This window comes from Streptomyces sp. P9-2, assembly GCF_051903975.1.
Classification (GTDB): Bacteria; Actinomycetota; Actinomycetes; order Streptomycetales; family Streptomycetaceae; genus Streptomyces; species Streptomyces cellulosae.
Genome location: NZ_CP192633.1, coordinates 3,221,570 through 3,248,559, shown reverse-complemented (window position 1 = coordinate 3,248,559; position 26,990 = coordinate 3,221,570). Strand labels below are relative to the sequence as shown.

The window sequence follows — 26,990 nt, the reverse complement described above, 5'->3', positions numbered from 1 at the left end:
GAGCGTGGGAAAGGCCGAGGAGGGCCGGGTGACGACCTATGACGATCGTGCAAGCCATGGGGGCGCCCCCGACCGGGCATACGGGGCGGTCGGGGAGGACCTGACCGCCGTCGTGGAGCGCGTGCGCGGTTCGGTGGAAGGCGTGATCGAGGGGAAGCCCGAGGTCGTACGGCTCTCGCTGACCGTGCTGCTCGCCGAGGGACATCTGCTCATCGAGGACGTCCCTGGAGTCGGCAAGACGATGCTGGCGAAGGCACTGGCGCGGTCGATCGACTGCTCGGTGCGCCGCATCCAGTTCACACCGGACCTGCTGCCCTCGGACATCACCGGTGTGTCCATCTGGGACCAGCAGCGCCGTGACTTCGAGTTCAAGCCGGGAGCGATCTTCGCGCAGATCGTCATCGGCGACGAGATCAACCGCGCCTCGCCGAAGACGCAGTCCGCGCTGCTGGAGTCGATGGAGGAGCGCCAGGTCACCATCGACGGCAAGACCTACGAGCTGCCCAGCCCCTTCATGGTGGTGGCGACGCAGAACCCGGTCGAGATGGAGGGCACCTACCCGCTGCCGGAGGCCCAGCGCGACCGCTTCATGGCCCGTGTGTCGGTCGGCTACCCGAGCGCGGAGGCCGAGCTGCAGATGCTCGACGTGCACGGCGGCGTCTCCCCGCTGGAGGACCTCCAGCCGGTGGCGCACGCGCACGAGATCGTGAAGCTCGTCGAGGCGGTGCGCGGCGTGTACGTGGCCGAGCCGATCCGGCGGTACGCGGTCGACCTGGTCGCCGCCACCCGTACGCACCCCGACCTGAGACTCGGCGCGTCGCCGCGCGCGACGCTGCATCTGCTGCGGGCGACGAAGGCGGCGGCGGCCCTGGCGGGCCGTGACTACGCCCTGCCGGACGACGTGCAGGCGCTCGCCGTGGCCGTGCTCGCCCACCGTCTGCTGCCCACCGCGCAGGCCCAGCTCAACCGCCGCACCGCCGAGCAGGTGGTGCAGGAGATCCTGCAGCGCACCACGGTGCCCGCGGCGGCCGGCCAGCCCGCCGGGTTCGGCCTGGGCCGCGGAGGCTACGGCCAGCAGCCGCCCCGGAGGCTGTGATGAGCACCGCCGGCGCGGTCCACGCCGACGACGACCGGGGCGACCGGGGCGGGCTGAGGACCGCCCTGGCGGGGCTGACCACCCGGGGACGCTCCTTCCTGGCGGCCGGCATCGCGGCCGCGATCTGCGCGTACGTGCTCGGACAGAGCGACCTGCTGCGGGTCGGCCTGCTGCTGGCGGTGCTGCCGCTGGTGTGCGCGGCCGTGCTCTACCGCACCCGCTACCGGGTCGCGGGCAGCCGCCGCCTCTCCCCCGGCCGGGTGCCGGCGGGCACCGAGGCGCGCGTGCACCTGCGCATGGACAACGTCTCCCGGATGCCCACAGGCCTGCTGATGCTCCAGGACCGGGTGCCCTACGTGCTCGGCCCGCGGCCGCGGTTCGTGCTGGACCGGATGGAGGCGGGCGGACGCCGTGAGGTGTCCTACCGGGTCCGCTCCGACCTGCGCGGCCGCTACCCGCTGGGCCCGCTCCAGCTGCGGCTGTCCGACCCGTTCGGGATGTGCGAGCTGAACCGCTCCTTCTCCTCGTACGACACGCTGACGGTGACGCCCCGGGTCGAGCCGCTGCCGCCGGTGCGGCTGAGCGGCGAGTCCAAGGGGTACGGCGACGGGCTGCAGCGCTCGCTGGCGCTGGCCGGCGAGGACGACGTGATCCCCCGCGGCTACCGCTACGGCGACGACCTGCGCCGCGTCCACTGGCGCTCCACCGCCCGCTACGGCGAGCTGATGGTGCGCCGCGAGGAGCAGCCGCAGCGCGCCCGCTGCACGGTGCTGCTCGACACCCGCGCCATCGCCTACGAGGGCGCCGGGCCGGACTCGGCGTTCGAGTGGGCGGTGTCGGGCGCGGCCTCGGTGCTGGTGCACATGCTGGAGCGGGGTTTCTCGGTGCGGCTGCTGACGGACACCGGCGACTCGGTGCCCCGGGAGGGCGCCGACGGCTTCTCCGGGGTGCACCAGGAGTCGGCGGACGCGGCCGGGCTGATGATGGACACGCTGGCCGTGGTGGACCACTCCGACGAGGAGGGCCTGTCCCGCGCCTACGACGTGATGCGGTCCGGCAGCGAGGGGCTGCTGGTGGCGTTCCTCGGCGACCTGGACGACGAGCAGGCCGCTGTGCTGGCCCGGATGCGGCAGCGCAGCGGCGGCGCCGTGGCGTTCCTGCTGGACAGCGACGACTGGCTGCGGGAGCCGACCGACGTGCCCGGCCCCGAGGGGCGGCCGGGCGAGGAGCATCTGCGGATGCTGCGCGAGTCGGGCTGGACGGCCGTGACGGTGGAGCGGGGCGCCTCGCTGGAGCAGCTGTGGCGGCAGGCGGACCGTGAGCGCGCGGGCCTGGTGGCGGCGAGCGGTGGGGAGGGACCGTGATCAGCTCACTGGCCAGGCTCACCGTGCGCGCGTGGGCGGCCACCCTGCTGGCGGCCTGCGCCCTGCTGCCGCTGGTGGAGTCGACGATCTGGATCCTCCAGGCGGCGCTGTTGCTGGGCGTGCAGGCGGGCGTGGGCGCGGCGGCGCGGCGGGTGCCGCTGGCACGGCCGCTGACGGTGGCGGCGCAGGTCGTCGTCACGCTGATGCTGCTCACGCTGATGTTCGCGCGGGAGCAGGCCGTCGCGGGGCTGATCCCCGGCCCGGACGCGCTGCGCTTCTTCGGGCAGCTCCTCGAGCAGGGCGGACAGGACGTCAACCGGTACGCGATACCGGCGCCGCTGAGCGACGGCATCCGGCTGATGCTGGTCGGCGGGGTGCTGGTCATCGGCCTGCTGGTGGACACGCTCGCGGTGACCTTCCGCAGCGCGGCCCCGGCCGGGCTGCCGCTGCTCGCCCTGTACTCGGTGGCCGCGGGCCTGACGGACAACGGCATCGAGTGGCTGTGGTTCCTGCTGGCCGCGGTCGGCTATCTGATGCTGCTGCTCGCCGAGGGCCGGGACCGGCTCTCGCAGTGGGGCCGGGTGTTCGCCGGGCCGCCCCGCGGCCGGAGCCGGGAGACGCCCGGCGCGCCGGCGCCGGCGCGGTTCGGGCACCGGATCGGGGCGGTGGCGCTGGGCATCGCCCTGGTGGTGCCGCTGGCGCTGCCCGCGATGGACGGCGGCCTGCTCGACCCGGACGGCCGGGGCGTGGGCGCGGGCGTCGGCGGGGGCGGCACGATCTCCGCGGTGAACCCGCTGGTGTCGCTGCGCGACTCGCTGAACAACGACGACGACCGCGCGGTGTTCTCGGTGCGCACCGAGATGGAGAACACCTCGGACCTGTATCTGCGCATCGTGTCCCTGGACGACTTCGACGGCACCACGTGGAAGCCGTCGAAGCGGGCGATCACCCAGGTGCCCGAGGGCTTCCCGGCCCCGCCGGGACTCGGTCCCGACGTGGAGTTCACCGAGGTCGGCACGTCGATCTCGGTCGCGAAGTGGTACGGCCAGACGTGGTTGCCGATGCCGTACCCGCCGAGCCGGGTGAGCGTGCGGGGCGACTGGCGGTACGAGCCGGTCGGCATGACGCTGGTCGGCGACCACGGGCAGAACACGCGCGGTCTGACGTACGAGGTGCGCAGCCTGGACGTGCGGCCCACGGCGGAGCAGCTGGCCAAGGCCCCGGAGCCGCCGGCCGACGTGCTGCGCGAGTACACCGAGCTGCCCGACTCGCTGCCCGCCGTGGTGGCCGAGACCGCCCGTGACGTGACGGACGGCGCGAAGAGCGACTACGACCGCGCGGTGATGATGCAGGACTGGTTCGCGCTGAGCGGGAACTTCCAGTACGACACCCAGGTCGACGTGGGCAGCGGCTCGCAGGCGATCGCCCGCTTCCTGAAGGACAAGCGGGGCTTCTGCGTGCACTACTCGTTCGCCATGGCGTCCATGGCACGGTCGCTGGGCATCCCGGCGCGGATCGCGGTGGGCTTCGCGCCCGGCACCCCGCAGGCCGACGGCACGGTCTCGGTCGCGATGCGGGACGCGCACGCCTGGCCCGAGCTGTACTTCGAGGGCGTGGGGTGGACGCGGTTCGAGCCGACCCCGACCCGGGGCTCGACGCCGGACTACACCGTGCAGGACGTCCAGGACAACGGTCCCGTGGATCCGGCCCGGCCGTCGCAGGCCGCGCCCGCCGACCCGTCGGCGGCGCCGTCGCAGAGCACGGACTGCCGGGCGGACGGCAGTGACCCGGGGGCCTGCGAGAGCGAGTCGCCCGAGGCGGCCCTGGCGTCGGACGGCGGCGGCCCGAAGTGGCACGTGGTGCTGCTGTGGGCGCTGGCCGGGCTGCTGGTGCTGGCACTGCCGCTGTCGCCGATGCTGTGGCGGACGCGGATGCGGGCGGTCCGGCTGGGCGGTCTCGGTCATGGCCGCGGGGAGGAGGACGTCGCTCCGCGGGTGCTGGCCGCCTGGGAGGAGCTGACGGACACCGCCTGGGACCACGGGATCGCTCCCGACGAGTCGCTGACCCCGCGCGGGGCGGCCGACCGCATCGTGCGGACGGGCGGACTGGAGGGGGACGCTGCGGCGTCGGTACGGAGGCTGGCGGGGGCGGTGGAGCAGGTGCTGTACGCGCCTCGGCCGCGGCCGGTCGCTGGGCTGGCGGAGGATGTGCGGCGGGCCGCGGGGGCGTTGCGCGACTCGGCGTCCCGGGCGGGGCGGCTGCGGGCGTTGCTGTTGCCTCGGTCGGCCGTGCGGGTGGTCTGGACCGCGTCCGACCGCTGGGCGTCCCTCCGGGACCGTGTGATCGCGCTCCGCCCCGACTGGCACCTGCCTACGCGCCAGCGCGGCTGAGGTCTCATCGACGGCTGCGGGCCGCCCGGGGCGTCTCGCGCAGTTCCCCGCGCCCCTGAGGGGGCGCGGGGAACTGCGCGAGAAACCACGACGCACCCGCAGGTGCAAACAGGAACGCGAGGCACCCACCCCAGGGGCGCGGGGAACTGCGCGACAAACCGCAACGGACCCGCAGGTGCGATCAGGCGCGCGCGGAACACCCCTAGGGGCGGGGGGAACTGCGCGAGGACCACGACGGACCCGCAGGCTCACACAGGGGCGCGGGGAACTGCGCGAACGACCCGCCACGCACCCGCAGGGGCCCGCAGGGACGACTCAGGGGTGCCCACCCGCGTCGGTGGACACCCCTGAACCGAAAACCTACGGAGGCCTCAGTGGCCGCCGCCCTGCTCGTCACGCCTCCGCTGCCACCGCTCCTCGATGCGGTCCATCATCGAGCGCCGAGCTCTGCCCTGACGCCCAGCCCGCGGAGCGGCACCAGCCGTCCCCGCGGCCTGCTCACCCGGCTTGGGCGCCTTGCGCCACCCGGTCACCGCCAGCACGGCGCACCCCAGCATCACCAGGAAGCCCACGACGCTGAGCCACACCTGCTGGGCGACCATACCGGCCATGAGGAGCGCAATACCTACGAGGAAGCCCGCGACCGCCTGGTAGACCCGTCGCCGGGTGTACGTACGCAGCCCGCTTCCCTCGAGCGCCGTCGCGAACTTGGGATCTTCGGCGTACAGCGCTCGCTCCATTTGCTCGAGCATGCGCTGCTCGTGCTCCGAGAGCGGCACGGAGTCCTCCTCATCGTGCAGTCGCCGGGGCGACCCGGGGGGTCCCTTCAGGATAGGCAGGGAATCGCCCCCGTGAAACCCGCCCCTCTGCGCCAATTGCCGACCGGTGTCCGCCATCACGCACCGGTCCGCTGAGGCTGTCATTCCCCGGCGGCCGACCCGTCATGCCGGGCGGTCTCCCTCGATCATACGGCTCCGAGCCGCCATTCGGGGGGCCTGTGGCACAGTCCATGCGCCCCGGGGCCGCCGGACGCGCCGCTGATCAGCGCCGTGTCACGGACGGCCGCTCACGCCCCGTCGGTCTCTCCCGCCTCACCGAGCACATGAAGCTGCGTGGCCACGGAGTGGAACGCGGCGAGCTCGGCCGCGGCGGCCTCCAGCTTCAGCAGCGCCTCCAGCGCCCCGGGCTCGGTGTCGACCAGGACGCCGGGGACGAGGTCGGAGAAGACGCGGACGCCGTGCACCGCGCCGACCTCCAGGCCCGCGCCGCGCACCAGTTCCGTGAGCTGCTCGGCGGTGAAGCGGCGCGGCACGGGGTCTCCCTCGCCCCATCGGCCGTTCGGGTCACCGAGGGCCTGCCGGGCCTCCGTGAAGTGGCCGGCGAGGGCGCGGGCGAGGACCGCGCCGCCCAGGCCGGCGGCGAGCAGGCTGAGGACGCCGCCGGGGCGCAGGGCGGCCACCGTGTTGCGCACGCCCTCGGCCGGGTCGTCGACGTACTCCAGGACGCCGTGGCAGAGCACGACGTCGTAGCCGCCGCGCTCGGCGACGTCGAAGAGGCCGCGGGCGTCGCCCTGCACGCCCCGCACCCGGTCGGCGACGCCCTCCTCGGCGGCGCGGCGTTCGAGGGCGAACAGGGCGTTGGGGCTGGGGTCGACGACGGTCACCCGGTGTCCGAGCCGGGCCAGGGGCACGGCGAAGTTGCCGCTGCCGCCGCCGGTGTCGAGGACGTCCAGGGCCTGCCGTCCGGTGGCCTTGACCCTGCGTTCCAGGGCGTCCTGGAGGACGTCCCAGACAACGGCGGTACGGAGAGCGGCGCGGGGGCGCATCGGGTCCGACACGGTGGTGACTCCTCGGCGGGGCACCGCCTGGGGTGGGGCGGGGCGATCGGTTTCAGGCGCTGTCCACCCTATGGCCTGATCGGCGGCCCGCCGTCACCCGGTGGCCCGGCGTCTCAGCCCGCGTCGGGCAGGTCGCCGCGCGGGGCGGTGTCAGGGCCGCCGTCCTGGTCGGGGCGGGGATGGGGCAGCACCGGCTGGAGCACCAGCATCCGCTCGACCAGGCGGAGGAACATCGCCACGTCCCGGATCAGGTCGTCGGCGTCCCGCACGGTCGCCGCGCCCTGGATGCCCGCCTCGGCCCGGGCACGGCGCCGGGCCCCGGAGGCGAACAGGGCGCTCCACTCGGTGAGTTCGGGCGCGATCTCCGGGAGCACCTCCCACGCGCTTCGTATCTTCGCCCGGGCCCTGGGCGAGGTCTCGGGCCTGCCGCGGGCGGCGAGGACGGCGGCGGCGGTGCGCAGGGCGGCCAGATGGGCCGTCGCGTAGCGCTCGTTGGGGGTGTCGAGGACGGCGGCCTCGTCGAGTCCGGCGCGGGCCTGGGCGAGCAGGTCGAGGGCGGCGGGCGGGGCTGCGGCGCGGCGCAGCACCGGGTGGATGTCGCTCGCCGGGCCGTTGTTCAGTGAGGGGGCAGGGCCGGCTGCGCGGCGCCGGCGGGCGGCGGCTGCGGACGAGTGGGCCATGACGAACCTCCTGTCGTCTTCGTGACGGCACGCCATGAGGCGAGTGCCGTATGTGCACATCGTGCGGTATGGCACTGACAATCCGTTCTGACCTGCGACGTTGCTTCGTTCTCCCGTTCGAGCTAACTTTTGCACTGACCAGTCAGTTCAAAAGCTGTTCCCGCACGCTCCAGGGGGATTCGTGGACGATCCGAGCGGACTCGCCGTCGTGGCCGACGGCCTCGGCCTGAAGGGCCCGCGGGGGTGGGCCTTCCGCGACGTGTCGGCCGACGCGGCGCCCGGTGCGCTGATCGCGGTGACCGGGCCGTCCGGCAGCGGCCGCACCTGTCTGCTGCTCACGCTCACCGGACGCATGAAGCCGACGGAGGGGCGGGCCGTCGTCGGCGGTCTCGAACTCCCCCGGCGCATGGCCGCCGTACGCCGCCGCAGCGCCCTGGCGCACGTGGCCGGGGTGACCGACCTCGAACCGGCCCTCACCGTGGCCGAGCATCTGCGCGAACAGGAGCTGCTGCGGCGGCGGTTCGGGGACGCGCTCCCCCGGCCCCGGCAGCTGCTGCGCCCCCGCGCCGAGCGGCGGCGGGAGCGGCGCCGGCACATCGACGAGGCGCTGGCCGCCGCCGGGCTCGACCTGGCCGCCCTGCCCAAGGGCGAACGGACCGCGGTGCGGGACCTGGAGCGGGTGGAGGCGCTCCGGCTGTCGCTGGCCCTGGCGTTGCTGGGGCGCCCCCGGCTGCTCGGCGTCGACGACGCCGACCTGAAGCTGTCCGCTGCCGAGCGGGAGGAGGTGTGGGAGCTGCTGCGCTCCGTCGCCGGCACGGGGGTCACGGTGCTGGCCGTGTGCAGCGAGCCGCCGTCCGACGCGGCGGTCGTCCGCACGGACGGGGACCGGGCCGGCGACGCGGAGACCGGCGCGACCCCGGAGGCCGAGACCGGCGCGACCCCGGAGGCGGAGACCGGCGCGACCCCGGAGGCGGAGGCCGCCGGCACCGCCGCCGAAACCGAGCCCGCGGACGACGCCGACAAGGCCGAACCTTCGGAAGACGCCCAGCCCACCGACGAGTCCGAGGCCACCGGCGAAGCCGCCGACCAGGCCGGCCGGCCCAGCGACACGGACGCCCCCACCCACCCCGAGAAGGAGACCCCCGCCGATGCGATCGCCGCGACTGGCCGCTCTTGAGCTGCGGCGTTTCGGCCGCGGCACCCTCCCGCGCGCGGCGCTCGTCGCCCTGCTGGTGCTGCCCCTGCTCTACGGCGCCCTGTACCTGTGGTCGTTCTGGGACCCGTACGACCGGCTCGACCGGATTCCCGTGGCCCTCGTGAACGAGGACGAGGGCGCGACCGCGAACGGCAAACGGATCACGGCCGGTGACGACATCGCCGGGGGCCTGCACGACAGTTCCGCCTTCGACTGGCGGGAGGTGAGCGAGGAGGAGGCGCGGCGCGGGGTCGAGGACGGCACGTACTACCTGTCGCTCACCGTGCCGGCGGACTTCAGCCGCCGTGTCGCCTCCAGTTCGGGCGACTCCCCCGAGGCGGGCGCCCTCCGGGTACGCACCAACGACGCGAACAACTACATCGTCGGGCAGATCTCCCGGACGGTCTTCGGCGAGGTGCGGCGGGCCGCGTCGACCAAGACCTCCCGGTCCTTCCTGGACCAGATCTTCGTCTCCTTCTCCGACCTGCACGGCGAGACGGTGAAGGCGGCGCAGGGCGCCGACAAGCTGAACGGGGGCATCGGCAAGGCGGAGAAGGGTTCCAAGGACCTCGTCGCCGGGCTGAAGGACGCCCGCGCGGGCAGCGGCAAGCTGTCCAAGGGCCTCAAGGACCTGCACAAGGGCGCGGGCACCCTGGAGGACGGCTCCGGGAAGGTCGCGGACGGCACCCGGAAGCTCGCCGACAAGGTGAACGCGCTCAACGCGGAGGCGGGCCCGTTCCTGAAGAGGAACGAGAAGGCCATCGGGGAGACGGCGCGCTTCGTCGCCGACACCGCCGGGCAGCTGCGGGACGACCTGGACGCGCTGACCGAGAAGGCGCCCGCCGCCGCGAAGGACGCACGTGAGGCGTCCGGCACCCTGGACCCGCTGTTCCGCGAGCGCTGCGAGGACGCCGTTCTGCCCGACCCGGCCTGTCCGGAGCTGAAGAAGGCCAAGGAGGCGGCGGCGACCGCCTCGTCCGTCGCGGACGACGTCAGCGGCCTGGTCACGGGGCACCGAGCGGACCTGAAGAAGCTCGACGGGCACCTCGCCACCCTGGAGAAGCAGGCGCGTGCGCTCGCCGACCGGGCCCCGCACCTCTCCGAGGACCTCGAGGACGCCGTCAGCAAGATCAACGCACTGAACACCGGGGCCGGCAAGGTCGCGGCGGGCGCGAAGAAGCTCAACAAGGGCCTCGCCACCGCCGAGACGGGCGCCCGGGACCTGGACAAGGGCGTCGGCAGACTGAAGACGGGCGCGGACGACCTGAGCGGCGGCCTCTTCAAGCTGGTCGACGGCTCCGACCAGCTGGCCGGCGGTCTGCACGAGGGCGCCGAGCAGATCCCCGACTACGACAAGACCGAGCGCGACGAGCGCACCGCGGTGATGGCCGACCCGGTCCGTCTGGTCTCCCAGGACCTCCACAAGGCGCCCAACTACGGCACCGGTTTCGCCCCGTACTTCATCCCGCTGTCGCTGTGGGTGGGCGCGATGGTGGCGTACATGCTGATCGCGCCGATGAACCGGCGGGCGCTCGCGGCGGGCGCCTCCGCCTGGCGGATCGCGCTGGCGGGCTGGCTGCCGGTGGTGGCGATCGGGGTGCTGCAGACGGTGGCGCTGATGTCGGTGCTGCACTGGGGGCTGGGGCTTCGGATGGCGCGGGCGGCCGGGACGGTGGGCTTCCTGTTCCTGGTGGCGGCGTGCTTCGCGGCGCTCGTGCAGTGGCTGAACGCCCGCTTCGGCGCGGCCGGCCGGATCCTGGTGCTGGCACTGCTGATGCTCCAGCTCACCTCGGCGGGCGGCACGTACCCCGTGCAGACCAGTCCGGACTTCTTCAACGCGCTGCACCCGTTCCTGCCGATGACCCATGTCGTGGAGGCGCTGCGGCGGCTGATCTCGGGCGGCGGTCTCGGGCCCGTGTGGACGGCCTGCGCGGTGCTGGCGGCCTTCACGGCCGGCGCGCTCGCGCTGACCGCGCTGTCGGCCCGCCGCCGGCAGGTGTGGACGCTCGACCGGCTGCACCCGGAGCTGAGCCTGTGAACCGGCCGGCCGGAGCTCCTGTGAGAATCAGGGCCATGGAACGCAGCAGCACCACGCCGGGCGGCAGCGCCCGCCGCGAGGCCACCCGGCAGAAGCTCTACGAGGCGGCCGTCACGCTCATCGCCGAGCAGGGGTTCTCCGCCACCACGGTGGACGAGATCGCCGAGCGGGCGGGCGTCGCGAAGGGCACCGTCTACTACAACTTCGCGAGCAAGTCGGTCCTCTTCGAGGAGCTGCTGCGGCACGGGGTCGGTCTGCTGACCGACTCGCTGCGGGAGGCGGCCGAGCGGACGGAACGGGAGGGCGGGAGCAAGGTCGACGCCCTGGACGCCATGATCCGGGCGGGGCTGGTCTTCATCGACCGCTACCCCGCCTTCACGCAGCTGTACGTGGCGGAGCTGTGGCGCACCAACCGGGCCTGGCAGTCCACGCTGATGGTGGTGCGGCAGCAGGCCGTCGCGGTCGTCGAGGGGGTGCTGCGCGAGGGCGTGGCGGCCGGGGAGTTCAGCGAGGAGATCGACGTGCCGCTGACGGCGGCGGCGCTGGTGGGCATGGTGCTGGTGGCGGCGCTGGACTGGAAGTCGTTCCAGCCGGAGCGGTCCCTGGACGACGTGCACGCGGCGCTGTCGCGGCTGCTGCAAGGACGGGTCAGCGGCCGCGGCTGACCCTCACGTCGACCGGACACGCGAAGGCGCCGGTCCGTCGGTGGCCGCGTCCCCCGCGGCCACCGGCCGGGCCGGCGCCTCCTGTTTCCCCCGTTGTTCCCCCGTGATCCCCCGTACGTCCCCCCCGTGGAACCCCCGTTGCGGTCGTTCCCCCGGGTTCCCCCGTGCCTCGCTCCCGCCGACGGCGCCGGCGGAAGGAGCGGATCGCGGGCCGGTCCCCGTTCCGGCGCCCCGTGTCGCCGGTGCCGTGGGCCCGGGCCCCCTCTCCGTGGTCTCCACTCTTCCGTTCCCGCTGGTCCGGGCCCATCCGCCGCCGTACTCATCTCGCCGGTTAGGTACGGGTACTCACTCCTGCGCACCCGGGCCCACCACGGGGCGCGCCCGCACGGTCACGCTGCGGGGGCGCGGATACTCGGGGACGGGCCCTGACCGGCGGCGGATAAAGTCCCTGACATGGCACGGATTGCGGTGATCGGCGCCGGCGCGGGCGCGCTGGCGGCCGCCGCCCGGCTGGCCGTCGCGGGCCACCGGGTGGCGGTGTACGAGCGGACGGAGACGTACGGCGGTGCGCTGCGCCGCCGGGAGCGGGACGGGTTCGCCTTCGACGCGGGCCCCGGGCTGCTGCCGCTGCCGGCCGTCTACCGGGACCTGTTCGTGAAGACGGGCCGGGAGCCGCTGGAGGAGTGCGTCGGGCTGGTGCAGGCCGACCCGTCGTCGCACCACGTCTTCGCGGACGGCACCCGGGTGTCCCTGCCGAACGCCTCCCGCGCGGGCGTGGTCTCGGCGGTGGAGGAGGCGCTGGGCGCGGACGCGGCGCGGCGCTGGGGCGACTTCCTGGTGCGGGCCCGCGAGGCCTGGGACCGGGCGCGCCGCCCGCTGCTCGAGGAGCCGCTGTGGCCCAACTGGGAGGTGCTGGCCGGGCGCGAGCCCTATCCGGCGGTCCCGCACCGGCGGCTGCTGCGGCTGCGCAAGGCGGCCACGCTGGCGGAGGTCGGCGAGTGGGAGCTGCGCGACCCGCGGCTCCAGGCCGTGCTGGAGAGCCACGCCCTGGCGTTCGGACTGGACCCGCGGACCACGCCGGCGAGCGCGGCGGTGCTGCCGTACATGGAGCACGCCTTCGGCACCTGGTACGTGCGGGGCGGGCTGCGGGAGCTGGCGCGGGCGATGTACGAGCGGTGTCTGGCCCGCCGGGTGGAGTTCCACTTCGGCGCGGAGGTCACCGCGGTGCGCGAGAAGGACGGCCGGGCGGCGGGCGTCGAACTCGCCGACGGCACGGCCGTGGAGGCGGACCTGGTGGTCGCGGGGGTCGGCCCCGGCGTGCTGGAGCGGATGTGCGCCACGCGGCTGCGCGGGGAGGGCGAGGTGCCCGCCCGGCGGGAGGGCGCGAGCCGGACGACCGTGCTGCTGGCGCTGCGCGGCGCCCGCCCCGAGGGCACCCCGCACCGGACGGTGGTGCACACCCGGGACCGTGACGCGGAGCTGGACGCGCTGGCCGGCGGCGGACTGCCGGCCGAGCCGACGGTGACGGTGCTGCGGCCCGACGACCCGGAGCTGGTCCCGGACGCCGGGCACGAGGCGGTGACCGTGACGGCCGTGACGCCCGCCGGGGCGGAGGGCGTCCAGGAATTCGCGGAGCGGATGGTGACCGCCGCCGGGCGGACGGTGCCGGATCTGCGGGACCGGCTGCTGTGGCACGAGGTGCGCACGCCTCAGGACGTCGAGCGGGAGACGGGCGCGGAGGGCGGCGCGGTGCCGGCGCCTGCGCTCGCGGCGGCGGACGGCCGCTTCCTGCACGCGTCCAACACCACGCGTCTGCCGGGGCTGTTCACCGTCGGCGGCTGGTCGCACCCCGGCGGCGGGCTGCCGCACTCCGGGATGTCGGGGGCGCTGGTCGCCGGACTGATCGTGGAGGGGCCGGACTTCCGCGGCTCGCAGTGAACGCGGGCCGGGGCACGGGCGGTTGAGGAGACCCTCGGCCGCCCGTCGCCGTCCGCGCGCTCAGTAGCGGTACTGCTCGTCGTACCCGTTGCCCTGCGTGCCCTGCTGCTGGCCGCCGTCCTGGTACGGGTACTGCTGCTCCGGCGGGAGCTCGCCGCCGTACGGGTCGTCGGCGCTGCGCTGCTGCGGCACCCACAGGCCGCCGGCCGGGGTCTCGCCGCCGTAGCCGCCCGTCGCGTACGGGTCCTGGGCCGCGTAGCCCTGCTGGGCGTACTGCTGGTCCGTGTAGCCCGTGTCGTACGTGCCGCCGCCGTAGGTGGCGTTCCCGATGTACGGGTCGGAGTACGCGGCGTACTGCTGGCCCGTGTCGTAGCCCTGCTGCTGCCCGTAAGCGGAGTAGTCGTAGGCGTAGTTGGGGTCGGCGGTCTGCGCGGTCGCGGCGTACTGGTCCGCGTACTGGTCCTGGCCGGCGTACTGGTCCTGGCCCGCGTAGCCCTGGTCGCCGTAGACGCCGTAGGAGCCGGTGTCGTCGGGCAGCGGCTGCGGCTCGTAGACGGCCGTGGACTCCGCGGCCGTCTGGCGGTCGGCGGCGGGGGTGAAGACGTCGTCGCGGTCGTAGTCGTCGTCGGCGCCGTAACCGGCCGTCACCGGGCCGGTGTCGAACGCGTCGGCGCGGTCGCCGGACGCCTCGAGGTCGGTGACCTCCAGCGTCGGTTCGTCGCGGCGCCCCTTCACGGCGGACAGCATCGGCGCGTTGACCGCCCAGCCGGCCTGGAAGCCGCGCCGGAACGACAGCGTGACGTAGGTCTGCCCGACGGCGAAGGCCGCGGCGCCCAGCCCGATCACCACCACGGACGGGATCAGCACACCGAACACGACGCCGAGGAACCCGACGAAGGCGAGCAGCCGCCAGCGCAGGCGCGCCTTGTACTGCAGCAGCACCTCACCCAGCAACCACAGCGCGACGATGCCGAACGCGATGTAGAGGACCGTCCAGCCCATGTACGCCCCTCTCCCAGTGGTCGCTACGCAGTGTGTCGTATGCGCGTGCGACCGGTCTAGGCCTGCGGCGGGTGGTGCAGACCCAGGTTCTCGTAGATTTCCAGCGTCGCCGTGGAGTTGTTGAGCGTGATGAAGTGCAGACCGGGCACTCCTTCGGCCAGCAGCCGCGCGCAGAACTCCGTGGCGAAGTCGATACCGATGGAGCGTACCGCCGCCGGATCGTCCTTCGCTGTGAGGATCCGCTCTTTGAGGGCGTCGGGGAACACCGCATTACTGAGCTTTGGCAACCGTTCCAGCATCTTCACGCTGGTCACAGGCATGACCTCGGGAATGACGGGCGTCTCGCAGCCCGCCGCGTCGACTCGGTCACGCAGCCTCAGGTACGACTCGGGCTGGAAGAACATCTGGGTGATCGCGTAGTCCGCGCCGGCCCGGCACTTGTCCACGAAGTGGGCCACGTCGGTGTCCCAGTCCGCGGACCGCGGGTGCATCTCGGGGAAGGCGGCGACGCCCACGCAGAAGTCGCCCGACTCCTTGATGAGCCGCACCAGTTCGGCCGCGTAGGTGAGGCCCTGGGGGTGCGGCACCCAGTCGCCCATCGGGTCGCCGGGCGGGTCGCCGCGGACGGCCAGCATGTTGCGGATCCCGGCGTCGGCGTACTGGCCGATGATGTTGCGCAGTTCGGCGACGGAGTGCTCCACCGCCGTGAGGTGCGCGACCGGGGTGAGGGTGGTGTCGGCGGCGATCTGCTCGGTCGCCTTCACCGTGCCGGCCCGGGTGGAGCCGCCCGCGCCGTAGGTCACGGAGACGAAGCTGGGGGCGACGGCCTCGATCCTGCGGAGCGCGTTCCAGAGGTTGCGCTCGCCCTTCTCCGTCTTGGGGGCCCAGAACTCGAACGAGTACGTCCGCTTCTCCGTCGCGAGCATGTCGCGCACGGTGCGTGCGCGGTCCGTCCTGGTGGATGCGGTTCCGAGGGCCATACGGGCAGCGTAGCCACGGGTGGGCGGGGCCCCAACCAGAAGCGGGATATTTGTCTGATTTGCCGCCTTGCTGTCCACAGTGTGGACAGAGTTGAGACGCCTCGGCGGTTTTCGGGGCGGTGCTGGTCAGCCTGCGTCCGCGGCCTCGCGTACCCGCCCGGCCAGCTCGGCGGCCGCGGCGCCCGGGTCGTCCGCCTCGGTGACGGCACGGACCACGACCACTCTGCGGGCGCCGGCGTCCAGCACCTGGTCGAGGTTGGCGAGATCGATGCCGCCGATCGCGAACCAGGGGCGGTCGGTGCCCAGCCCGGCCGTGTACCGGACGAGGTCCAGGCCGGGCGCGAGGCGGCCGGGCTTGGTGGGGGTGGGCCAGCAGGGGCCGGTGCAGAAGTAGTCCACGCCGGGCTGGACGGCGGCCGCGGCGGCCTCGTCCTCGGCGTGGGTGGAGCGGCCGATGAGTACACCGTCGCCGAGGATCGCGCGGGCGGCGGGGACGGGGAGGTCGCCCTGGCCGAGGTGGAGGACGTGGGCGCGGGCCGCGTGGGCGACGTCGGCGCGGTCGTTGACCGCGAGCAGTTTGCCGTGGCGAGCGCAGGCGTCGGCGAAGACCTCGAGGTGCTCGAGCTCCTCGGCGGCCTCCATGCCCTTGTCACGGAGCTGGACGATGTCCACGCCGGCGGCGAGGACGGCGTCCAGGAAGTCGGGGAGGTCGCCCTGGCGCTTGCGGGCGTCCGTGCAGAGGTAGACGCGGGCGTCGGCGAGGTGGGTGCGTGGGTTGTCGGGCATGGGTTCCCCCCAGGGTGGGTCGCGCTGTGGGCGGGCCGGGCGGGCCCGTCGGCGGAACCCTATGTCGTGCCTGGCGGCAGGTGAGGTCCGGGAGCGGCGGCCGACGCCGCTCCCGGTCGGGGGTCCCTGCGGGTGCGTGGGGGCTTGGCACGCGGTTCCCCGCGCCCCTTGGGGCGTTCGCTCCCTGCGGGTGCGTGGGGGCTTGGCACGCGGTTCCCGGCGCCCCTCAGGGGGTCACCGGAACGTCGGTCGGACCGTGCGGGCCCGGCGTCGCGCGGTTCTGCCCCTGCGGGTGCGTGGGGGCTGAGCGCGCGGTTCCCCGCCCCTTGGGGGCGTCGTGGGCAACGTGCGTCAGACGGCCAGGGCCTGGGCCCTGCGCTTCACCTCCGTGCCGCGGTTCTCCGCGAGGGCCTGCGCGGGGGTGCCCGGCAGGCTGGGGTCGGGGGTGAAAAGCCACTCCAGCATCTCTTCGACCGTGAAGCCGTCGTCCCGCAGGAGCGTCAGGGTCCCGGTCAGGCCCTTGACGATCTTGTCCCCGTCGATGAAGGTCGCGGGGACGTGCAGCGCGCGGTTCTCACCCCGGCGCACGGCGATGAGCTGGCCCTCCTTGACCAGCTGCCGGACGCGCGTCACCTCGACGCCGAGCTTCTCGGCGATGTCGGGGAGGGTGAGCCAGGCGGGGACGAGAGCATCGATCTTTGCGTCAATCTCGGTCACAGGACAAGCCTGCCACCTGCCACCGACAGTCGGAAGCCAGCCCCGTCCCACCGCGCGGGCGAGTCGGTCAGACGGTCGCCGACTTCAGCGGCCGCGCCGGGTCCGCGACCCGCTCCGGGTCCAGCGCGGCGCCCGACTCGATCAGCCGCCGCCCCTGCGCCAGGTCCCGGGGCCGCCCCACCGCGAGCAGCGCCACCAGCCGGTCCCCGCGCAGCCAGCACACGCTCCACGCCGGGCCGGCCGGGTCGCCGCGCCACACCGTGCGGTCGGCGGCCGCGTGGTGCCCGGCGTACTGCACGAACCGCCCGAACTGCTCCGACCAGAAGTACGGCACCGGGTCGTACACCTCGCGCTCCCCGGGCCCGCCGACGATGTTCGCGGCGACCGTGCGCGGCCCCTGGAGGGCGTTGTCCCAGTGGTGGACGAGGAGGCGCTCGCCGTAGCGGGCGGAGGGGAAGGAGGCGCAGTCTCCGACCGCGTACACGTCGGGCAGGGAGGTCGCCAGGTGCTCGTCGGCGAGGACCTCGCCGTGCGGGCCGAGGGCGATGCCGGACCCGGCCAGCCAGGCGGTGGCGGGGCGGGCGCCGATGCCGACGACGACCGCGCCGGCGGGCAGCCGGGTGCCGTCGTCGAGGAGCACGGCGCCGGGCTCGACGCGCGCCACGCGCGCGTGGGTGCGCAGTGTGACGCCGGCCTCCTCGTACCAGGCGGTCATCGGCGCGGTCACCTCCGCGGGCAGCACGCCCGCCAGCGGCCTCTCCTCGGCCTCGACGACGGTGACCGCGCAGCCCGCCTCCCGGGCGGCCGTGGCGAACTCCGCGCCGATCCAGCCCGCGCCGACGACCACGATGTCGTGCCGCTCGGCGAGCACCGGCCGCAGGCGTACGGCGTCGTCCAGGGTGCGCAGCAGGTGCACGCCGGGCACGCCCTCGGCGCCGGGCAGCCGCAGCGGTTCCGCGCCGGTGGCGATCACCAGCACGTCGTACGGGACGGGCCCTGCCTCGGTGTCCAGTTCGTGGTCGCCGGGGCGCAGCCCGGTCACCTCGCAGCCCAGCCGCAGTTCGATGCCGAGCTCGTCGAAGTCCACGTCGAAGGCGGAGCTCTCGGCGGTGCCCAGCAGCACCGCCTTGGACAACGGCGGCCGGTCGTACGGCTGGTGGGGCTCCGCGCCGATCAGCGTCACCTCGCCGGTGAAGCCCCGCTCCCGCAGCGCCGCCGCGGTCTGCACGCCCGCCATGCCCGCGCCCGCCACGACGACCCGGCGCGGCACGGCCCCTCCCGGTTCCTGCGTCTGCTCGCTCACCCGCTCACCATAGACACCCGTGCCCGCCGCGCCGGACCGCTGCCGCGCGGGGTCCCTTACGGGTGCGGCGCGGCGCGGGCTAGGGTGGCTCGCGTACACGCACTCGCGGGAGCCCGGACGCACCGGGCTGAGAGGGAGGCTCGCGGCCTCCGACCGTACGAACCTGATCCGGGTCATGCCGGCGAAGGGAGGGGCTGGACGCCCATGTCGCGCACGCGTACCTCAGACGTCCTCGTCGTCGGGGGCGGGATCATCGGTCTGGTGACGGCCTGGCGGGCCGCGCAGGCCGGTCTCGCCACGACGGTCGTGGACCCCGGTCCGGGCGGCGGCGCCGCCCGGGTGGCGGCCGGGATGCTGGCCGCCGTCACCGAACTGCACCACGGCGAGCAGACGCTGCTCGGCCTCAACCTGGCCTCCGCCCGCCGCTACCCCGACTTCGCGGCCGAGCTGTCCGACCGCACCGGCCAGGACCTCGGCTACCGCCGCTGCGGCACCCTCGCCGTGGCGCTGGACGCCGACGACCGCGCCCATCTGCGCGAGCTGCACGCCCTGCACGGGCGCTCCGGCCTCGACTCGCAGTGGCTGACCGGGCGGGAGTGCCGGCGCCTGGAGCCGATGCTCGCGCCGGGTGTGCGCGGCGGGCTGCGGGTGGACGGCGACCACCAGATCGACCCGCGCCGGCTGGCGTCCGCGCTGCTGACCGCCTGCGAGCGGGCCGGCGTCACGCTGCACCGCGCCTGGGCCGAGCGGCTCACCGTCCGCCGTGACCGCGCCACCGGCGTGGTCACGGCGGACGGCGACGAGCTGGGCGCGGGCCAGGTGGTGCTGGCCGGCGGCAGCTGGAGCGGGCGGCTGGCGGGCATCCCCGCGGAGGTGCTGCCCCCGGTGCGTCCGGTGAAGGGGCAGGTGCTGCGGCTGACCATGCCGGACCGCCCCGAGCCGTTCCTGAGCCGCACGGTGCGGGCGGTGGTGCGCGGCAGCCACGTCTACCTGGTGCCGCGTGAGAGCGGCGAGCTGGTGATCGGCGCGACCAGCGAGGAGATGGGCTGGGACACCACGGTCACCGCGGGCGGCGTCTACGAGCTGCTGCGCGACGCCCACGAACTGGTGCCCGGCCTCACCGAGCTGCCGCTGACCGAGACGCTCGCGGGACTGCGCCCCGGCTCCCCCGACAACGCGCCGCTGCTCGGCCCGACCGGCCTCGACGGGCTGCTCCTCGCCACCGGGCACCACCGCAACGGCGTGCTGCTGACGCCCGTCACCGGTGACGCCATGGCGCGGGTGCTGACCACCGGCGAGCTGCCCGACGAGGCCCTCCCGTTCACCCCCCGGCGCTTCGGCGCCCCCGTCCTCGCGGAGCAGTCCGTATGAACGCCCCGGTCACCACGGTCACCGTCACCGTCAACGGCGAGCCCCGGGAGTTCCCGCCCGGCACGGCCCTCGACCTCGTCGTCAGGTCGCTCACCGCGGCGCCCTCCGGGGTGGCCGCAGCCCTCAACGAAACCGTCGTCCCGCGCGCGCAGTGGCCCGCCACCCCCCTGTCCGAAGGGGACCGGGTGGAGGTCCTGACCGCCGTCCAAGGAGGCTGACCATGGCCGACGATCCCCTTGTCCTCGGCGGCCGGACCTTCACGTCCCGGCTGATCATGGGCACCGGCGGGGCGCCGAGCCTCGACGTGCTGGAGCGGGCGCTGGTGGCGTCCGGCACGGAGCTGACGACCGTCGCGATGCGGCGGGTGGACCCCTCGGTGCAGGGGTCGGTGCTGTCGGTGCTGCGCAAGCTCGGCGTGGAGGTGCTGCCGAACACCGCCGGCTGCTTCACGGCAGGCGAGGCCGTGCTCACCGCGCGGCTGGCCCGGGAGGCCCTGGGCACGGACCTGGTGAAGCTGGAGGTCGTGGCCGACGAGCGCACCCTGCTGCCGGACCCGGTGGAACTGCTGGACGCGGCGGAGACGCTGGTCGACGACGGGTTCACGGTGCTGCCGTACACCAACGACGACCCGGTGCTGGCGCGGAAGCTGGAGGACGTGGGCTGTGCGGCCGTGATGCCGCTGGGTTCCCCGATCGGCTCGGGCCTCGGCATCCGCAACCCGCACAACTTCGAGCTGATCGTGGAGCGCGCGGGCGTGCCGGTGATCCTGGACGCGGGCGCCGGCACGGCGTCGGACGCGGCGCTGGCGATGGAGCTGGGCTGCGCGGGCGTGATGCTGGCGTCCGCCGTGACCCGCGCCCAGGAGCCGGTGCTGATGGCGTCCGCGATGCGGAGCGCGGTGGAGGCGGGACGGCTCGCGCGGCGGGCCGGGCGCATCCCCCGGCGTCTCTTCGCGCAGGCGTCCTCGCCGGTCGAGGGCCGGGCGGAGCTGGACCCGGAACGGCCCGCGTTCTGACGCCGGACGGCAGCGTTCCGGCCCGCCGCCGGACCCGCCTCCCGGCCCGCGCACCGACCGTGTTTCGGACGCGGTCGGGTAACACAGGTCACAGGTCCGCTCCAACGGCGGTTGAACGGGCCGGGGCTGTCACCGCGGACTCGTAGACTCGCTGCGTGGACACGACCCTTCAGGACCCGCTGGTCGGGCAGGTGCTCGACGGCCGCTACCGCGTCGAGGCGCGGATCGCCGTCGGCGGGATGGCCACGGTCTACCGGGCCCTGGACACCCGCCTCGACCGCATCCTCGCGCTCAAGGTGATGCACCCCTCGCTGGCGTCCGACGCCAGTTTCGTGGAGCGCTTCATCCGCGAGGCGAAGTCCGTCGCCCGGCTGGCCCATCCCAACGTCGTCCAGGTCTTCGACCAGGGCACCGACGGGGGGTACGTCTACCTGGCGATGGAGTACATCCCGGGCTGCACCCTGCGGGACGTGCTGCGGGAGCGCGGGGCGCTGCAGGCGCGGGCCGCGCTGGACATCCTGGAGCCGGTGCTGGCCGCGCTGGGCGCCGCCCATCGCGCGGGGTTCGTGCACCGCGACATGAAGCCGGAGAACGTGCTGATCGGGGACGACGGCCGGGTCAAGGTCGCCGACTTCGGCCTGGTCCGCTCGGTGGACACGGTCACCAACAGCACGGGCACGGTGCTGGGCACCGTGTCGTACCTGGCCCCGGAGCAGATAGAGCACGGAACCGCCGACCCCCGCGTCGACGTGTACGCCTGCGGCATCCTGCTCTACGAGATGCTGACCGGCGAGAAGCCGCACGACGGCGACTCGCCCGCGATCGTCCTCTACAAACACCTGCACGACGACGTGCCGCCGCCCTCCGAGGTGGTGCCGGGTCTGGCGCCCGCGCTGGACTCGCTGGTCGCGGCGGCGACCGCGCGCGACGCGGGGGCCCGCCCGGCCGACGCGGTGGCGCTCTTCGCCGTGACCCGCGAGGCACGCGCCCGGCTCACCGACGAGCAGCTGGACGCGCTGCCCCCGCAGGCGCTGTCCGCGGAGCACGACAACGCCGACGACCGCACCAGCGTCATCCCACGCTCGCTCACCGTGCCGCGCCCCCTCCCCGTGAACGAGGACGACGACGGCGCGGACCGTGTCCACCGCACCAGCCGCTTCCGGTCCCCTCCCCCGCTGCCGCCCCGGCGCCGCACGGCCGTGCGGCGCGGCCCCGCCGCGATCGTCGTGGCCGTGCTGCTGGTGCTCGGCCTGGGCGCGGGCATCTGGTACATCAACTCCGGCCAGTTCACCAAGGTCCCGCCGGTGCTGTCGAAGACCGAGCAGCAGGCCCGCGACCGGCTCGCCGAGGCCGGGCTCGACGTGGGCGAGGTCGAGGAGGAGTACAGCGACACCGTCGAGCGGGGCAAGGTCATCAGCACCGACCCGGCGGCGGGCGTCCGCGTCCGCGGCAGCGCCTCGGTGTCCCTGACCGTGTCCAAGGGTCCGCAGACCGTACGCGTGCCCGACCTGGACGGCTACGCGCTGGACAAGGCGCGGTCGCTGCTGGAGGACGAGGGCCTGAAGCCGGGCATGGTGACCCGCGAGTTCAGCGACTCCGTGCCCAGGAATGCGGTGATCTCCACCGAGCCGGGCAAGGGCACCAAGGTCCGCGCGGGCACGGCGGTGAAGCTGACCGTCAGCAAGGGCAGCCCCGTGGACGTGCCCGACGTCACCGGCGACGACCCGGAGGACGCGCGCGCCGAGCTGGAGGAGGCCGGGCTCGAGGTGGAGATCGCCGAGGAGCGGGTCCACTCCGAGCACGACGCCGGCAAGGTGGCCCGGCAGACCCCGGGCGCCGGCGGAGAGGCCGCGGAGGGCGACACCGTCACCCTCACCCTGTCCAAGGGCCCGGAGATGGTCGAGGTGCCGGACGTCGTCGGCGACAGCGTGGACGAGGCCCGCGAGAAGCTGGAGGGCGCCGGGTTCGGCGTGAAGGAGGACCGCGGCCTGCTGGGCCTGTTCGGCGACACCGTCAAGGACCAGTCGGTGGACGGCGGCGAGACCGCGCCCAAGGGCTCGACGATCACCCTCAAGATCAGGTGACGGAGGGGGCCGTCCGGGTGACACGCGCGGCCGTGACACCCTTGACGGGTGAAGAGTCACCCGTCCGGCCCCGCCCGCAACCCGATCGGCAGTCACGTCCCCGTGGCCGGCGGTCTGCACTCCGTCGGCCTGTCCTACGCCCGTGACCTGGGCGCGGAGACCGTGCAGGTCTTCGTCGCCAACCCGCGCGGCTGGGCCACCCCCGTCGGCAACCCCCTCCAGGACGAGGCGTTCCGCGCGGCCTGCGCCGAGGCGTCGATCCCGGCGTACGTGCACGCCCCCTACCTGATCAACTTCGGTTCGCACACCGAGGCGACCGTGGAACGGTCGGTGGAGTCCCTGCGGCACTCGCTGCGCCGAGGCCGGGAGATCGGCGCGCTCGGCGTGGTCGTGCACACCGGCAGCGCGACCGGTGGCCGTGACCGCGCGGTGGCGCTGAAGCAGGTACGGGAGCACATGCTGCCTCTGCTGGACGAGCTGACCCGCGACGACGACCCGTACCTGCTGCTGGAGCCGACCGCCGGCCAGGGGGCCTCGCTGTGCTCCCTGGTCGAGGACCTCGGCCCGTACGTCGAGCAGCTGGACGACCATCCGAAGCTCGGCGTCTGCCTGGACACCTGCCACGTCTTCGCGGCCGGGCACGACCTGGCGGGACCCGGCGGCGCGCACCGCACCCTGGACGAGCTGGCCGCGACCGTCGGCGCGGGACGGCTGAAGCTGATCCACGCCAACGATTCCAAGGACGTCGTCGGCGCCCACAAGGACCGGCACGCCAACATCGGCGCCGGTCACATCGGTGAGGACCCGTTCCGGGACCTGATGACGCACCCGGAGACCGCGGGTGTGCCGCTGGTGATCGAGACGCCCGGCGGCAAGGAGGGGCACGCGGCGGACGTGGAGCGGCTGAAGAAGCTCCGCGAGGGCTGAGAGCCCCGGGTCTCAGAGCTCGGGGCCGTCCCCGGGCTCCTCCTGGTAGGAGTAGCGCTGCTCCTTCCAGGGGTCGCCGACGTTGTGGTAGCCGCGCTCCTCCCAGAAGCCCCGGCGGTCGGCGGTCATGTACTCCACGCCGCGGACCCACTTGGGGCCCTTCCACGCGTACAGGTGCGGCACGATCAGACGCAGCGGGAAGCCGTGCTCGGCGGTGAGCAGCTCACCGTCCTTGTGGGTGGCGAACAGCGTGCGCTCGGACGTGAAGTCCTCCAGCCGCAGGTTGGAGCTGAAGCCGTACTCCGCCCACACCATCACATGGGTGACGTCCGGGGCGGGCGGGGCGATCTCCACCACCGTGCGCGCCGGGATCCCGCCCCACTCCGCGCCGACCATGCTGAACTTGGTCACGCAGTGCAGATCGGCCTCGACCGTCGTGTACGGCAGCGCCGTGAACTCCTCGTGGGTCCAGCGGTGCTTCTCGCCGTCGGCGGTGGCGCCGAAGACACGGAACTCCCAGCGCTCCGGGCGGAACTTGGGGACCGGCCCGTAGTGGGTGACCGGCCAGCCCTTCTGGAGCCGCTGTCCCGGCGGGAGCTGGAGATCCGCCGCTCCTCGTGTCGCGCGCTCCCCCGATTCGCGTTCCGCCGGCTGACCCATGTCTCCATCCTGACAGACCGGTGGCCATGCTCCTGAACCGGGCCCCGAACAATCGGCTATTCAGGGCCATAACGGACCAAGTGTGGGATTACTTACTAAGTCAAGACTTACTGGAAGATCTTCCGCGCCGATGCAATCATGCGCCCCGACCCGCACATTCCCCCACGCGGAAGGAGCCCGTGCCATGCAGGGCGATCCCGAGGTCATCGAGTTCCTCAACGAGCAGCTGACCGCCGAGCTCACGGCGATCAACCAGTACTTCCTGCACTCCAAGCTCCAGGACCACAAGGGCTGGCACAAGCTCGCCAAGTACACCCGCGACGAGTCCTTCGACGAGATGCGTCACGCCGAGCTGCTCACCGACCGGATCCTGCTGCTGGACGGCCTGCCGAACTACCAGCGGCTGTTCCACGTCCGCGTCGGGCAGACCGTCACCGAGATGTTCCAGGCCGACCGCGAGATCGAGCTCGAGGCGATCGACCGGCTCCGCCGCGGCGTCGAGGTCATGCGCAACAAGAACGACATCACCTCGGCCAACATCTTCGAGGCCATCCTGGCCGACGAGGAGCACCATATCGACTACCTGGACACCCAGCTGGAGCTGATCGACAAACTGGGCGAGGCGCTCTACCTGTCGACGGTGATCGAGCAGACCCAGCCCGACCCCTCGGGCCCCGGGACGCACGGCTTCAAGACGCCCTGACGGCGCCGGGGAACCTGCGGGGCGCGCCAGGGCCTTTCGTTCGGATCACCCCGGCGTCGGCCAAGACGCACCGCGTCCCACGGCCGGCCTGATCCAGACGAAAGAGCTAGGCGGCTTCCGGGACCTCCGGCGCGACGTCGGCCACGAGCGGCTGCCCGCCCTGGTCGATGACCTGCCGCCGGGGGCAGGCGCCGCGGCCGAGCAGCGCCTGGATGCGCCGGACGCAGCCGCCGCAGTCCGTGCCGGCCTTGCAGGCGGAGGCGATCTGCCGGGGCGTGCAGGCACCGGCTTCCGCGTGGCTCTTCACCTGTTCCTCGGTCACGCCGAAACAGCTGCAGACGAACACGCGGGTCACCTCCCGACGAAGATCTGGGTCGTGCCGTACCGACCCTCCGTCGGTGAGGCAAACCTAACCTTACCTACGCCCTTCGCGGGCACGAAAGGGGGGTGGGGCGCCGTCCCGTGTGAGACACGCCCCACCCCCGACTTCCATCAGCCGGCCCCGCCGGTCACTGGTCCCGGTACATCTCCGCGACCAGGAACGCCAGGTCGAGCGACTGGCTGCGGTTCAGCCGCGGGTCGCACGCCGTCTCGTAGCGCTGGTGCAGGTCGTCGACGAAGATCTCGTCGCCGCCGCCCACGCACTCGGTGACGTCGTCACCCGTGAGCTCCACATGGATGCCGCCCGGGTGGGTGCCCAGCTCCTTGTGGACCTCGAAGAAGCCCTTCACCTCGTCGAGCACGTCGTCGAAGCGGCGGGTCTTGTGGCCGGAGGCGGCCTCGAAGGTGTTGCCGTGCATCGGGTCCGTCACCCACGCCACGGTCGCGCCGGACGCGGTCACCTTCTCCACCAGCTCGGGGAGCTTGTCGCGGATCTTGTCCGCGCCCATCCGGACGATGAACGTCAGCCGGCCGGGCTCCCGCTCCGGGTCGAGGCGGTCGATGTACTGCAGCGCCTCCTCGGCCGTCGTGGTCGGGCCGAGCTTGATGCCGATCGGGTTGCGGATCCGCGAGGCGAACTCGATGTGCGCGTGGTCCAGCTGCCGGGTGCGCTCACCGATCCACACCATGTGCGCGGAGACGTCGTACAGCTGACCCGTGCGCGAGTCCACGCGGGTGAGCGCCGACTCGTAGTCGAGCAGCAGCGCCTCGTGCGACGAGAAGAACTCGACGGTCTTGAACTCCTCCGGCTCCGCGCCGCAGGCCCGCATGAAGTTCAGCGCCTGGTCGATCTCCCGCGCCAGCTGCTCGTAGCGCTGGCCGGACGGCGACGACTTCACGAAGTCCTGGTTCCAGGCGTGCACCTGGCGCAGGTCGGCGTAACCGCCGGTGGTGAAGGCCCGCACCAGGTTCAGCGTGGACGCCGACGCGTGGTACATCCGCTTCAGCCGCTCCGGGTCCGGGACCCGGGCCTCCTCGGTGAACTCGAAGCCGTTCACCGAGTCGCCCCGGTACGTCGGCAGCGTCACACCGTCACGGGTCTCGGTCGGCTTGGAGCGCGGCTTGGAGTACTGCCCGGCGATCCGCCCGACCTTCACGACCGGCACGGAGGCGGCGTAGGTGAGGACGGCGCCCATCTGGAGCAGCGTCTTGAGCTTCGCCCGGATGTGCTCGGCGGACACCGCGTCGAACGACTCGGCGCAGTCGCCGCCCTGAAGGAGGAACGCCTCGCCTCGGGCGACCGCCGCCATACGGGCTCGCAGCTGGTCGCACTCGCCGGCGAACACCAGCGGGGGATACGACTCGAGGTCCGCGATCACATCGCGCAGAGCCTCGGCATCCGGGTACTCGGGCTGCTGCGCCGCGGGCAGGTTTCGCCATGTCGCCTGTGCGGCGACGCTCAGAGAATCAGCGTTCACGGTCACGAGCTCCACAGTACGCGGTCGCTTCGGGTGCCTTTGGCCTCGCTCATCCAGTGAGACGGCCCCGTCCGGCCTCGCGGACCGGACCGGATCCGCCATCCCCGGGGGGCGGGGAGCACACCGCGCCGAGCTGAAGCAGCGTCTCGAGCTTCGGGCCATCCCGGCGTCGGCGGGGAGCGCCCTGGGCAACGACGCCGAGGCTCACGCGTCCCGGTTGTCATCGTGTAGCGTGCTGTCCATGTTCGCGCACTCGACCCGCACCTGGTGGTGGACCGCTCATCCGGCGGCCCACTGACTGCGCGTACGCACCGACTTCGCGAAGGCCGCCCGAGGGGCGGCCTTCGGTGGTTTCCGGGGCCGTTCCTCACCGCTCACGA

25 protein-coding genes and 1 riboswitch are annotated in these 26,990 nt (G+C 73.6%); of the genes, 14 read left to right on the top strand and 11 right to left on the bottom strand.

Features of this window, described 5'->3' with window-relative positions:
• Positions 1 to 28: 28 nt before the first annotated feature.
• Genes ACQY0Z_RS14870 through ACQY0Z_RS14860 form a run of 3 tightly spaced genes read left to right on the top strand, consistent with a single transcriptional unit; the run spans position 29 to position 4,850 of the window.
• Positions 29 to 1,096 carry an AAA family ATPase gene (locus ACQY0Z_RS14870; protein WP_254588303.1) on the top strand — a complete coding sequence of 356 codons (1,068 nt, stop codon included), beginning with the start codon at positions 29 to 31 and terminating at the stop codon, positions 1,094 to 1,096.
• A complete protein-coding gene (locus tag ACQY0Z_RS14865; RefSeq protein ID WP_439812394.1) occupies positions 1,096 to 2,460 on the top strand; it encodes a DUF58 domain-containing protein in 1,365 nt (454 codons plus the stop codon). The genes ACQY0Z_RS14870 and ACQY0Z_RS14865 overlap by 1 nt, the downstream gene beginning before the upstream one ends.
• Positions 2,457 to 4,850, top strand: coding sequence for a transglutaminase TgpA family protein (locus tag ACQY0Z_RS14860; RefSeq protein ID WP_381730488.1), 2,394 nt, complete (start codon positions 2,457 to 2,459; stop codon positions 4,848 to 4,850). Before ACQY0Z_RS14865 ends, ACQY0Z_RS14860 begins: the two co-directional genes overlap by 4 nt.
• Before the next feature lie 371 nt (positions 4,851 to 5,221).
• On the opposite strand, the gene ACQY0Z_RS14855 is transcribed toward ACQY0Z_RS14860, so the two are convergent.
• From ACQY0Z_RS14855 to ACQY0Z_RS14845, 3 genes are all read right to left on the bottom strand, one after another.
• A complete protein-coding gene (locus ACQY0Z_RS14855; protein WP_189896805.1) occupies positions 5,222 to 5,629 on the bottom strand; it encodes a DUF3040 domain-containing protein in 408 nt (135 codons plus the stop codon).
• Positions 5,630 to 5,916: 287 nt separating this feature from the next.
• Complete coding sequence (locus ACQY0Z_RS14850) at positions 5,917 to 6,687, bottom strand: methyltransferase (protein WP_189896803.1); 771 nt, start codon at positions 6,685 to 6,687, stop codon at positions 5,917 to 5,919.
• 113 nt (positions 6,688 to 6,800) lie between these two features.
• Positions 6,801 to 7,367 carry an SAV_6107 family HEPN domain-containing protein gene (locus ACQY0Z_RS14845; RefSeq protein WP_189896801.1) on the bottom strand — a complete coding sequence of 189 codons (567 nt, stop codon included), beginning with the start codon at positions 7,365 to 7,367 and terminating at the stop codon, positions 6,801 to 6,803.
• A gap of 181 nt (positions 7,368 to 7,548) precedes the next feature.
• On the opposite strand from ACQY0Z_RS14845, the gene ACQY0Z_RS14840 reads away from it, so the two are divergent.
• From ACQY0Z_RS14840 to ACQY0Z_RS14825, 4 genes are all read left to right on the top strand, one after another.
• Positions 7,549 to 8,544, top strand: coding sequence for an ATP-binding cassette domain-containing protein (locus ACQY0Z_RS14840; RefSeq protein ID WP_439812393.1), 996 nt, complete (start codon positions 7,549 to 7,551; stop codon positions 8,542 to 8,544).
• Positions 8,516 to 10,600 carry a YhgE/Pip family protein gene (locus ACQY0Z_RS14835; RefSeq protein WP_439812392.1) on the top strand — a complete coding sequence of 695 codons (2,085 nt, stop codon included), beginning with the start codon at positions 8,516 to 8,518 and terminating at the stop codon, positions 10,598 to 10,600. The genes ACQY0Z_RS14840 and ACQY0Z_RS14835 overlap by 29 nt, the downstream gene beginning before the upstream one ends.
• A gap of 35 nt (positions 10,601 to 10,635) precedes the next feature.
• Positions 10,636 to 11,265, top strand: coding sequence for a TetR/AcrR family transcriptional regulator (locus ACQY0Z_RS14830; protein WP_019521965.1), 630 nt, complete (start codon positions 10,636 to 10,638; stop codon positions 11,263 to 11,265).
• 453 nt (positions 11,266 to 11,718) lie between these two features.
• Positions 11,719 to 13,203, top strand: a complete 1,485-nt coding sequence (locus ACQY0Z_RS14825) for a phytoene desaturase family protein (RefSeq protein WP_347225645.1) — start codon at positions 11,719 to 11,721, stop codon at positions 13,201 to 13,203.
• Positions 13,204 to 13,263: 60 nt separating this feature from the next.
• On the opposite strand, the gene ACQY0Z_RS14820 is transcribed toward ACQY0Z_RS14825, so the two are convergent.
• The 5 genes from ACQY0Z_RS14820 to ACQY0Z_RS14800 form a co-directional block, all read right to left on the bottom strand.
• A complete protein-coding gene (locus ACQY0Z_RS14820; RefSeq protein ID WP_254588520.1) occupies positions 13,264 to 14,205 on the bottom strand; it encodes an SCO2102 family sporulation regulator in 942 nt (313 codons plus the stop codon).
• A 56-nt stretch (positions 14,206 to 14,261) separates the two neighbouring features.
• Positions 14,262 to 15,185: a methylenetetrahydrofolate reductase [NAD(P)H] gene (gene metF, locus ACQY0Z_RS14815; RefSeq protein WP_189896792.1), complete on the bottom strand. Its 924-nt coding sequence runs from the start codon at positions 15,183 to 15,185 to the stop codon at positions 14,262 to 14,264.
• Between the two features lie 126 nt (positions 15,186 to 15,311).
• Positions 15,312 to 15,971 carry a thiamine phosphate synthase gene (thiE, locus tag ACQY0Z_RS14810; RefSeq protein ID WP_439812391.1) on the bottom strand — a complete coding sequence of 220 codons (660 nt, stop codon included), beginning with the start codon at positions 15,969 to 15,971 and terminating at the stop codon, positions 15,312 to 15,314.
• Positions 15,972 to 16,322: 351 nt separating this feature from the next.
• Positions 16,323 to 16,688, bottom strand: a complete 366-nt coding sequence (locus tag ACQY0Z_RS14805; protein WP_189896789.1) for an Rv2175c family DNA-binding protein — start codon at positions 16,686 to 16,688, stop codon at positions 16,323 to 16,325.
• Positions 16,689 to 16,755: 67 nt separating this feature from the next.
• A complete protein-coding gene (locus tag ACQY0Z_RS14800; RefSeq protein ID WP_189896787.1) occupies positions 16,756 to 17,991 on the bottom strand; it encodes an FAD-dependent oxidoreductase in 1,236 nt (411 codons plus the stop codon).
• A gap of 95 nt (positions 17,992 to 18,086) precedes the next feature.
• A riboswitch (TPP riboswitch) is annotated at positions 18,087 to 18,198 on the top strand.
• Here ACQY0Z_RS14800 and thiO point away from each other — a divergent pair.
• From thiO to ACQY0Z_RS14775, 5 genes are all read left to right on the top strand, one after another.
• On the top strand, positions 18,196 to 19,362 hold the full coding sequence (thiO, locus tag ACQY0Z_RS14795) for a glycine oxidase ThiO (protein WP_439812390.1): 1,167 nt from the start codon (positions 18,196 to 18,198) through the stop codon (positions 19,360 to 19,362). It overlaps the preceding riboswitch by 3 nt.
• On the top strand, positions 19,359 to 19,580 hold the full coding sequence (gene thiS / locus ACQY0Z_RS14790; RefSeq protein WP_093767983.1) for a sulfur carrier protein ThiS: 222 nt from the start codon (positions 19,359 to 19,361) through the stop codon (positions 19,578 to 19,580). Before thiO ends, thiS begins: the two co-directional genes overlap by 4 nt.
• Positions 19,581 to 19,582: 2 nt before the next feature.
• The gene (locus tag ACQY0Z_RS14785) at positions 19,583 to 20,377 is read left to right on the top strand and encodes a thiazole synthase (RefSeq protein ID WP_254588068.1); all 795 of its coding nucleotides are present in this window, start codon (positions 19,583 to 19,585) and stop codon (positions 20,375 to 20,377) included.
• A gap of 155 nt (positions 20,378 to 20,532) precedes the next feature.
• Positions 20,533 to 22,461: a Stk1 family PASTA domain-containing Ser/Thr kinase gene (gene pknB / locus ACQY0Z_RS14780; RefSeq protein ID WP_254588069.1), complete on the top strand. Its 1,929-nt coding sequence runs from the start codon at positions 20,533 to 20,535 to the stop codon at positions 22,459 to 22,461.
• Between the two features lie 48 nt (positions 22,462 to 22,509).
• Complete coding sequence (locus tag ACQY0Z_RS14775) at positions 22,510 to 23,388, top strand: deoxyribonuclease IV (RefSeq protein WP_439812389.1); 879 nt, start codon at positions 22,510 to 22,512, stop codon at positions 23,386 to 23,388.
• A gap of 12 nt (positions 23,389 to 23,400) precedes the next feature.
• On the opposite strand, the gene ACQY0Z_RS14770 is transcribed toward ACQY0Z_RS14775, so the two are convergent.
• Positions 23,401 to 24,048: a sulfite oxidase-like oxidoreductase gene (locus tag ACQY0Z_RS14770; protein ID WP_254588071.1), complete on the bottom strand. Its 648-nt coding sequence runs from the start codon at positions 24,046 to 24,048 to the stop codon at positions 23,401 to 23,403.
• A 184-nt stretch (positions 24,049 to 24,232) separates the two neighbouring features.
• Here ACQY0Z_RS14770 and bfr point away from each other — a divergent pair, with 184 nt between their 5' ends.
• Positions 24,233 to 24,751, top strand: a complete 519-nt coding sequence (bfr, locus tag ACQY0Z_RS14765; RefSeq protein WP_254588072.1) for a bacterioferritin — start codon at positions 24,233 to 24,235, stop codon at positions 24,749 to 24,751.
• A gap of 106 nt (positions 24,752 to 24,857) precedes the next feature.
• On the opposite strand, the gene ACQY0Z_RS14760 is transcribed toward bfr, so the two are convergent.
• Complete coding sequence (locus ACQY0Z_RS14760; protein WP_189896777.1) at positions 24,858 to 25,097, bottom strand: (2Fe-2S)-binding protein; 240 nt, start codon at positions 25,095 to 25,097, stop codon at positions 24,858 to 24,860.
• A gap of 163 nt (positions 25,098 to 25,260) precedes the next feature.
• Positions 25,261 to 26,616, bottom strand: coding sequence for a class II 3-deoxy-7-phosphoheptulonate synthase (locus ACQY0Z_RS14755; protein WP_189896775.1), 1,356 nt, complete (start codon positions 26,614 to 26,616; stop codon positions 25,261 to 25,263).
• A gap of 235 nt (positions 26,617 to 26,851) precedes the next feature.
• Here ACQY0Z_RS14755 and ACQY0Z_RS14750 point away from each other — a divergent pair, with 235 nt between their 5' ends.
• Positions 26,852 to 26,908, top strand: a complete 57-nt coding sequence (locus ACQY0Z_RS14750; protein WP_078493144.1) for a trp operon leader peptide — start codon at positions 26,852 to 26,854, stop codon at positions 26,906 to 26,908.
• Positions 26,909 to 26,990 lie beyond the last annotated feature (82 nt).

Bases quoted from the DNA above. Each gene is read 5' to 3' on its own strand.
- thiO (WP_439812390.1), top strand. From the start codon at position 18,196: ATGTCGCGCACGCGTACCTCAGACGTCCTCGTCGTCGGGGGCGGGATC.
- ACQY0Z_RS14865 (WP_439812394.1), top strand. From the start codon at position 1,096: ATGAGCACCGCCGGCGCGGTCCACGCCGACGACGACCGGGGCGACCGG.
- metF (WP_189896792.1), bottom strand. From the start codon at position 15,185: ATGGCCCTCGGAACCGCATCCACCAGGACGGACCGCGCACGCACCGTG.
- bfr (WP_254588072.1), top strand. From the start codon at position 24,233: ATGCAGGGCGATCCCGAGGTCATCGAGTTCCTCAACGAGCAGCTGACC.
- thiS (WP_093767983.1), top strand. From the start codon at position 19,359: ATGAACGCCCCGGTCACCACGGTCACCGTCACCGTCAACGGCGAGCCC.
- ACQY0Z_RS14820 (WP_254588520.1), bottom strand. From the start codon at position 14,205: ATGGGCTGGACGGTCCTCTACATCGCGTTCGGCATCGTCGCGCTGTGG.
- ACQY0Z_RS14785 (WP_254588068.1), top strand. From the start codon at position 19,583: ATGGCCGACGATCCCCTTGTCCTCGGCGGCCGGACCTTCACGTCCCGG.
- ACQY0Z_RS14825 (WP_347225645.1), top strand. From the start codon at position 11,719: ATGGCACGGATTGCGGTGATCGGCGCCGGCGCGGGCGCGCTGGCGGCC.
- ACQY0Z_RS14835 (WP_439812392.1), top strand. From the start codon at position 8,516: ATGCGATCGCCGCGACTGGCCGCTCTTGAGCTGCGGCGTTTCGGCCGC.
- ACQY0Z_RS14830 (WP_019521965.1), top strand. From the start codon at position 10,636: ATGGAACGCAGCAGCACCACGCCGGGCGGCAGCGCCCGCCGCGAGGCC.
- thiE (WP_439812391.1), bottom strand. From the start codon at position 15,971: ATGCCCGACAACCCACGCACCCACCTCGCCGACGCCCGCGTCTACCTC.
- ACQY0Z_RS14770 (WP_254588071.1), bottom strand. From the start codon at position 24,048: ATGGGTCAGCCGGCGGAACGCGAATCGGGGGAGCGCGCGACACGAGGA.
- ACQY0Z_RS14845 (WP_189896801.1), bottom strand. From the start codon at position 7,367: ATGGCCCACTCGTCCGCAGCCGCCGCCCGCCGGCGCCGCGCAGCCGGC.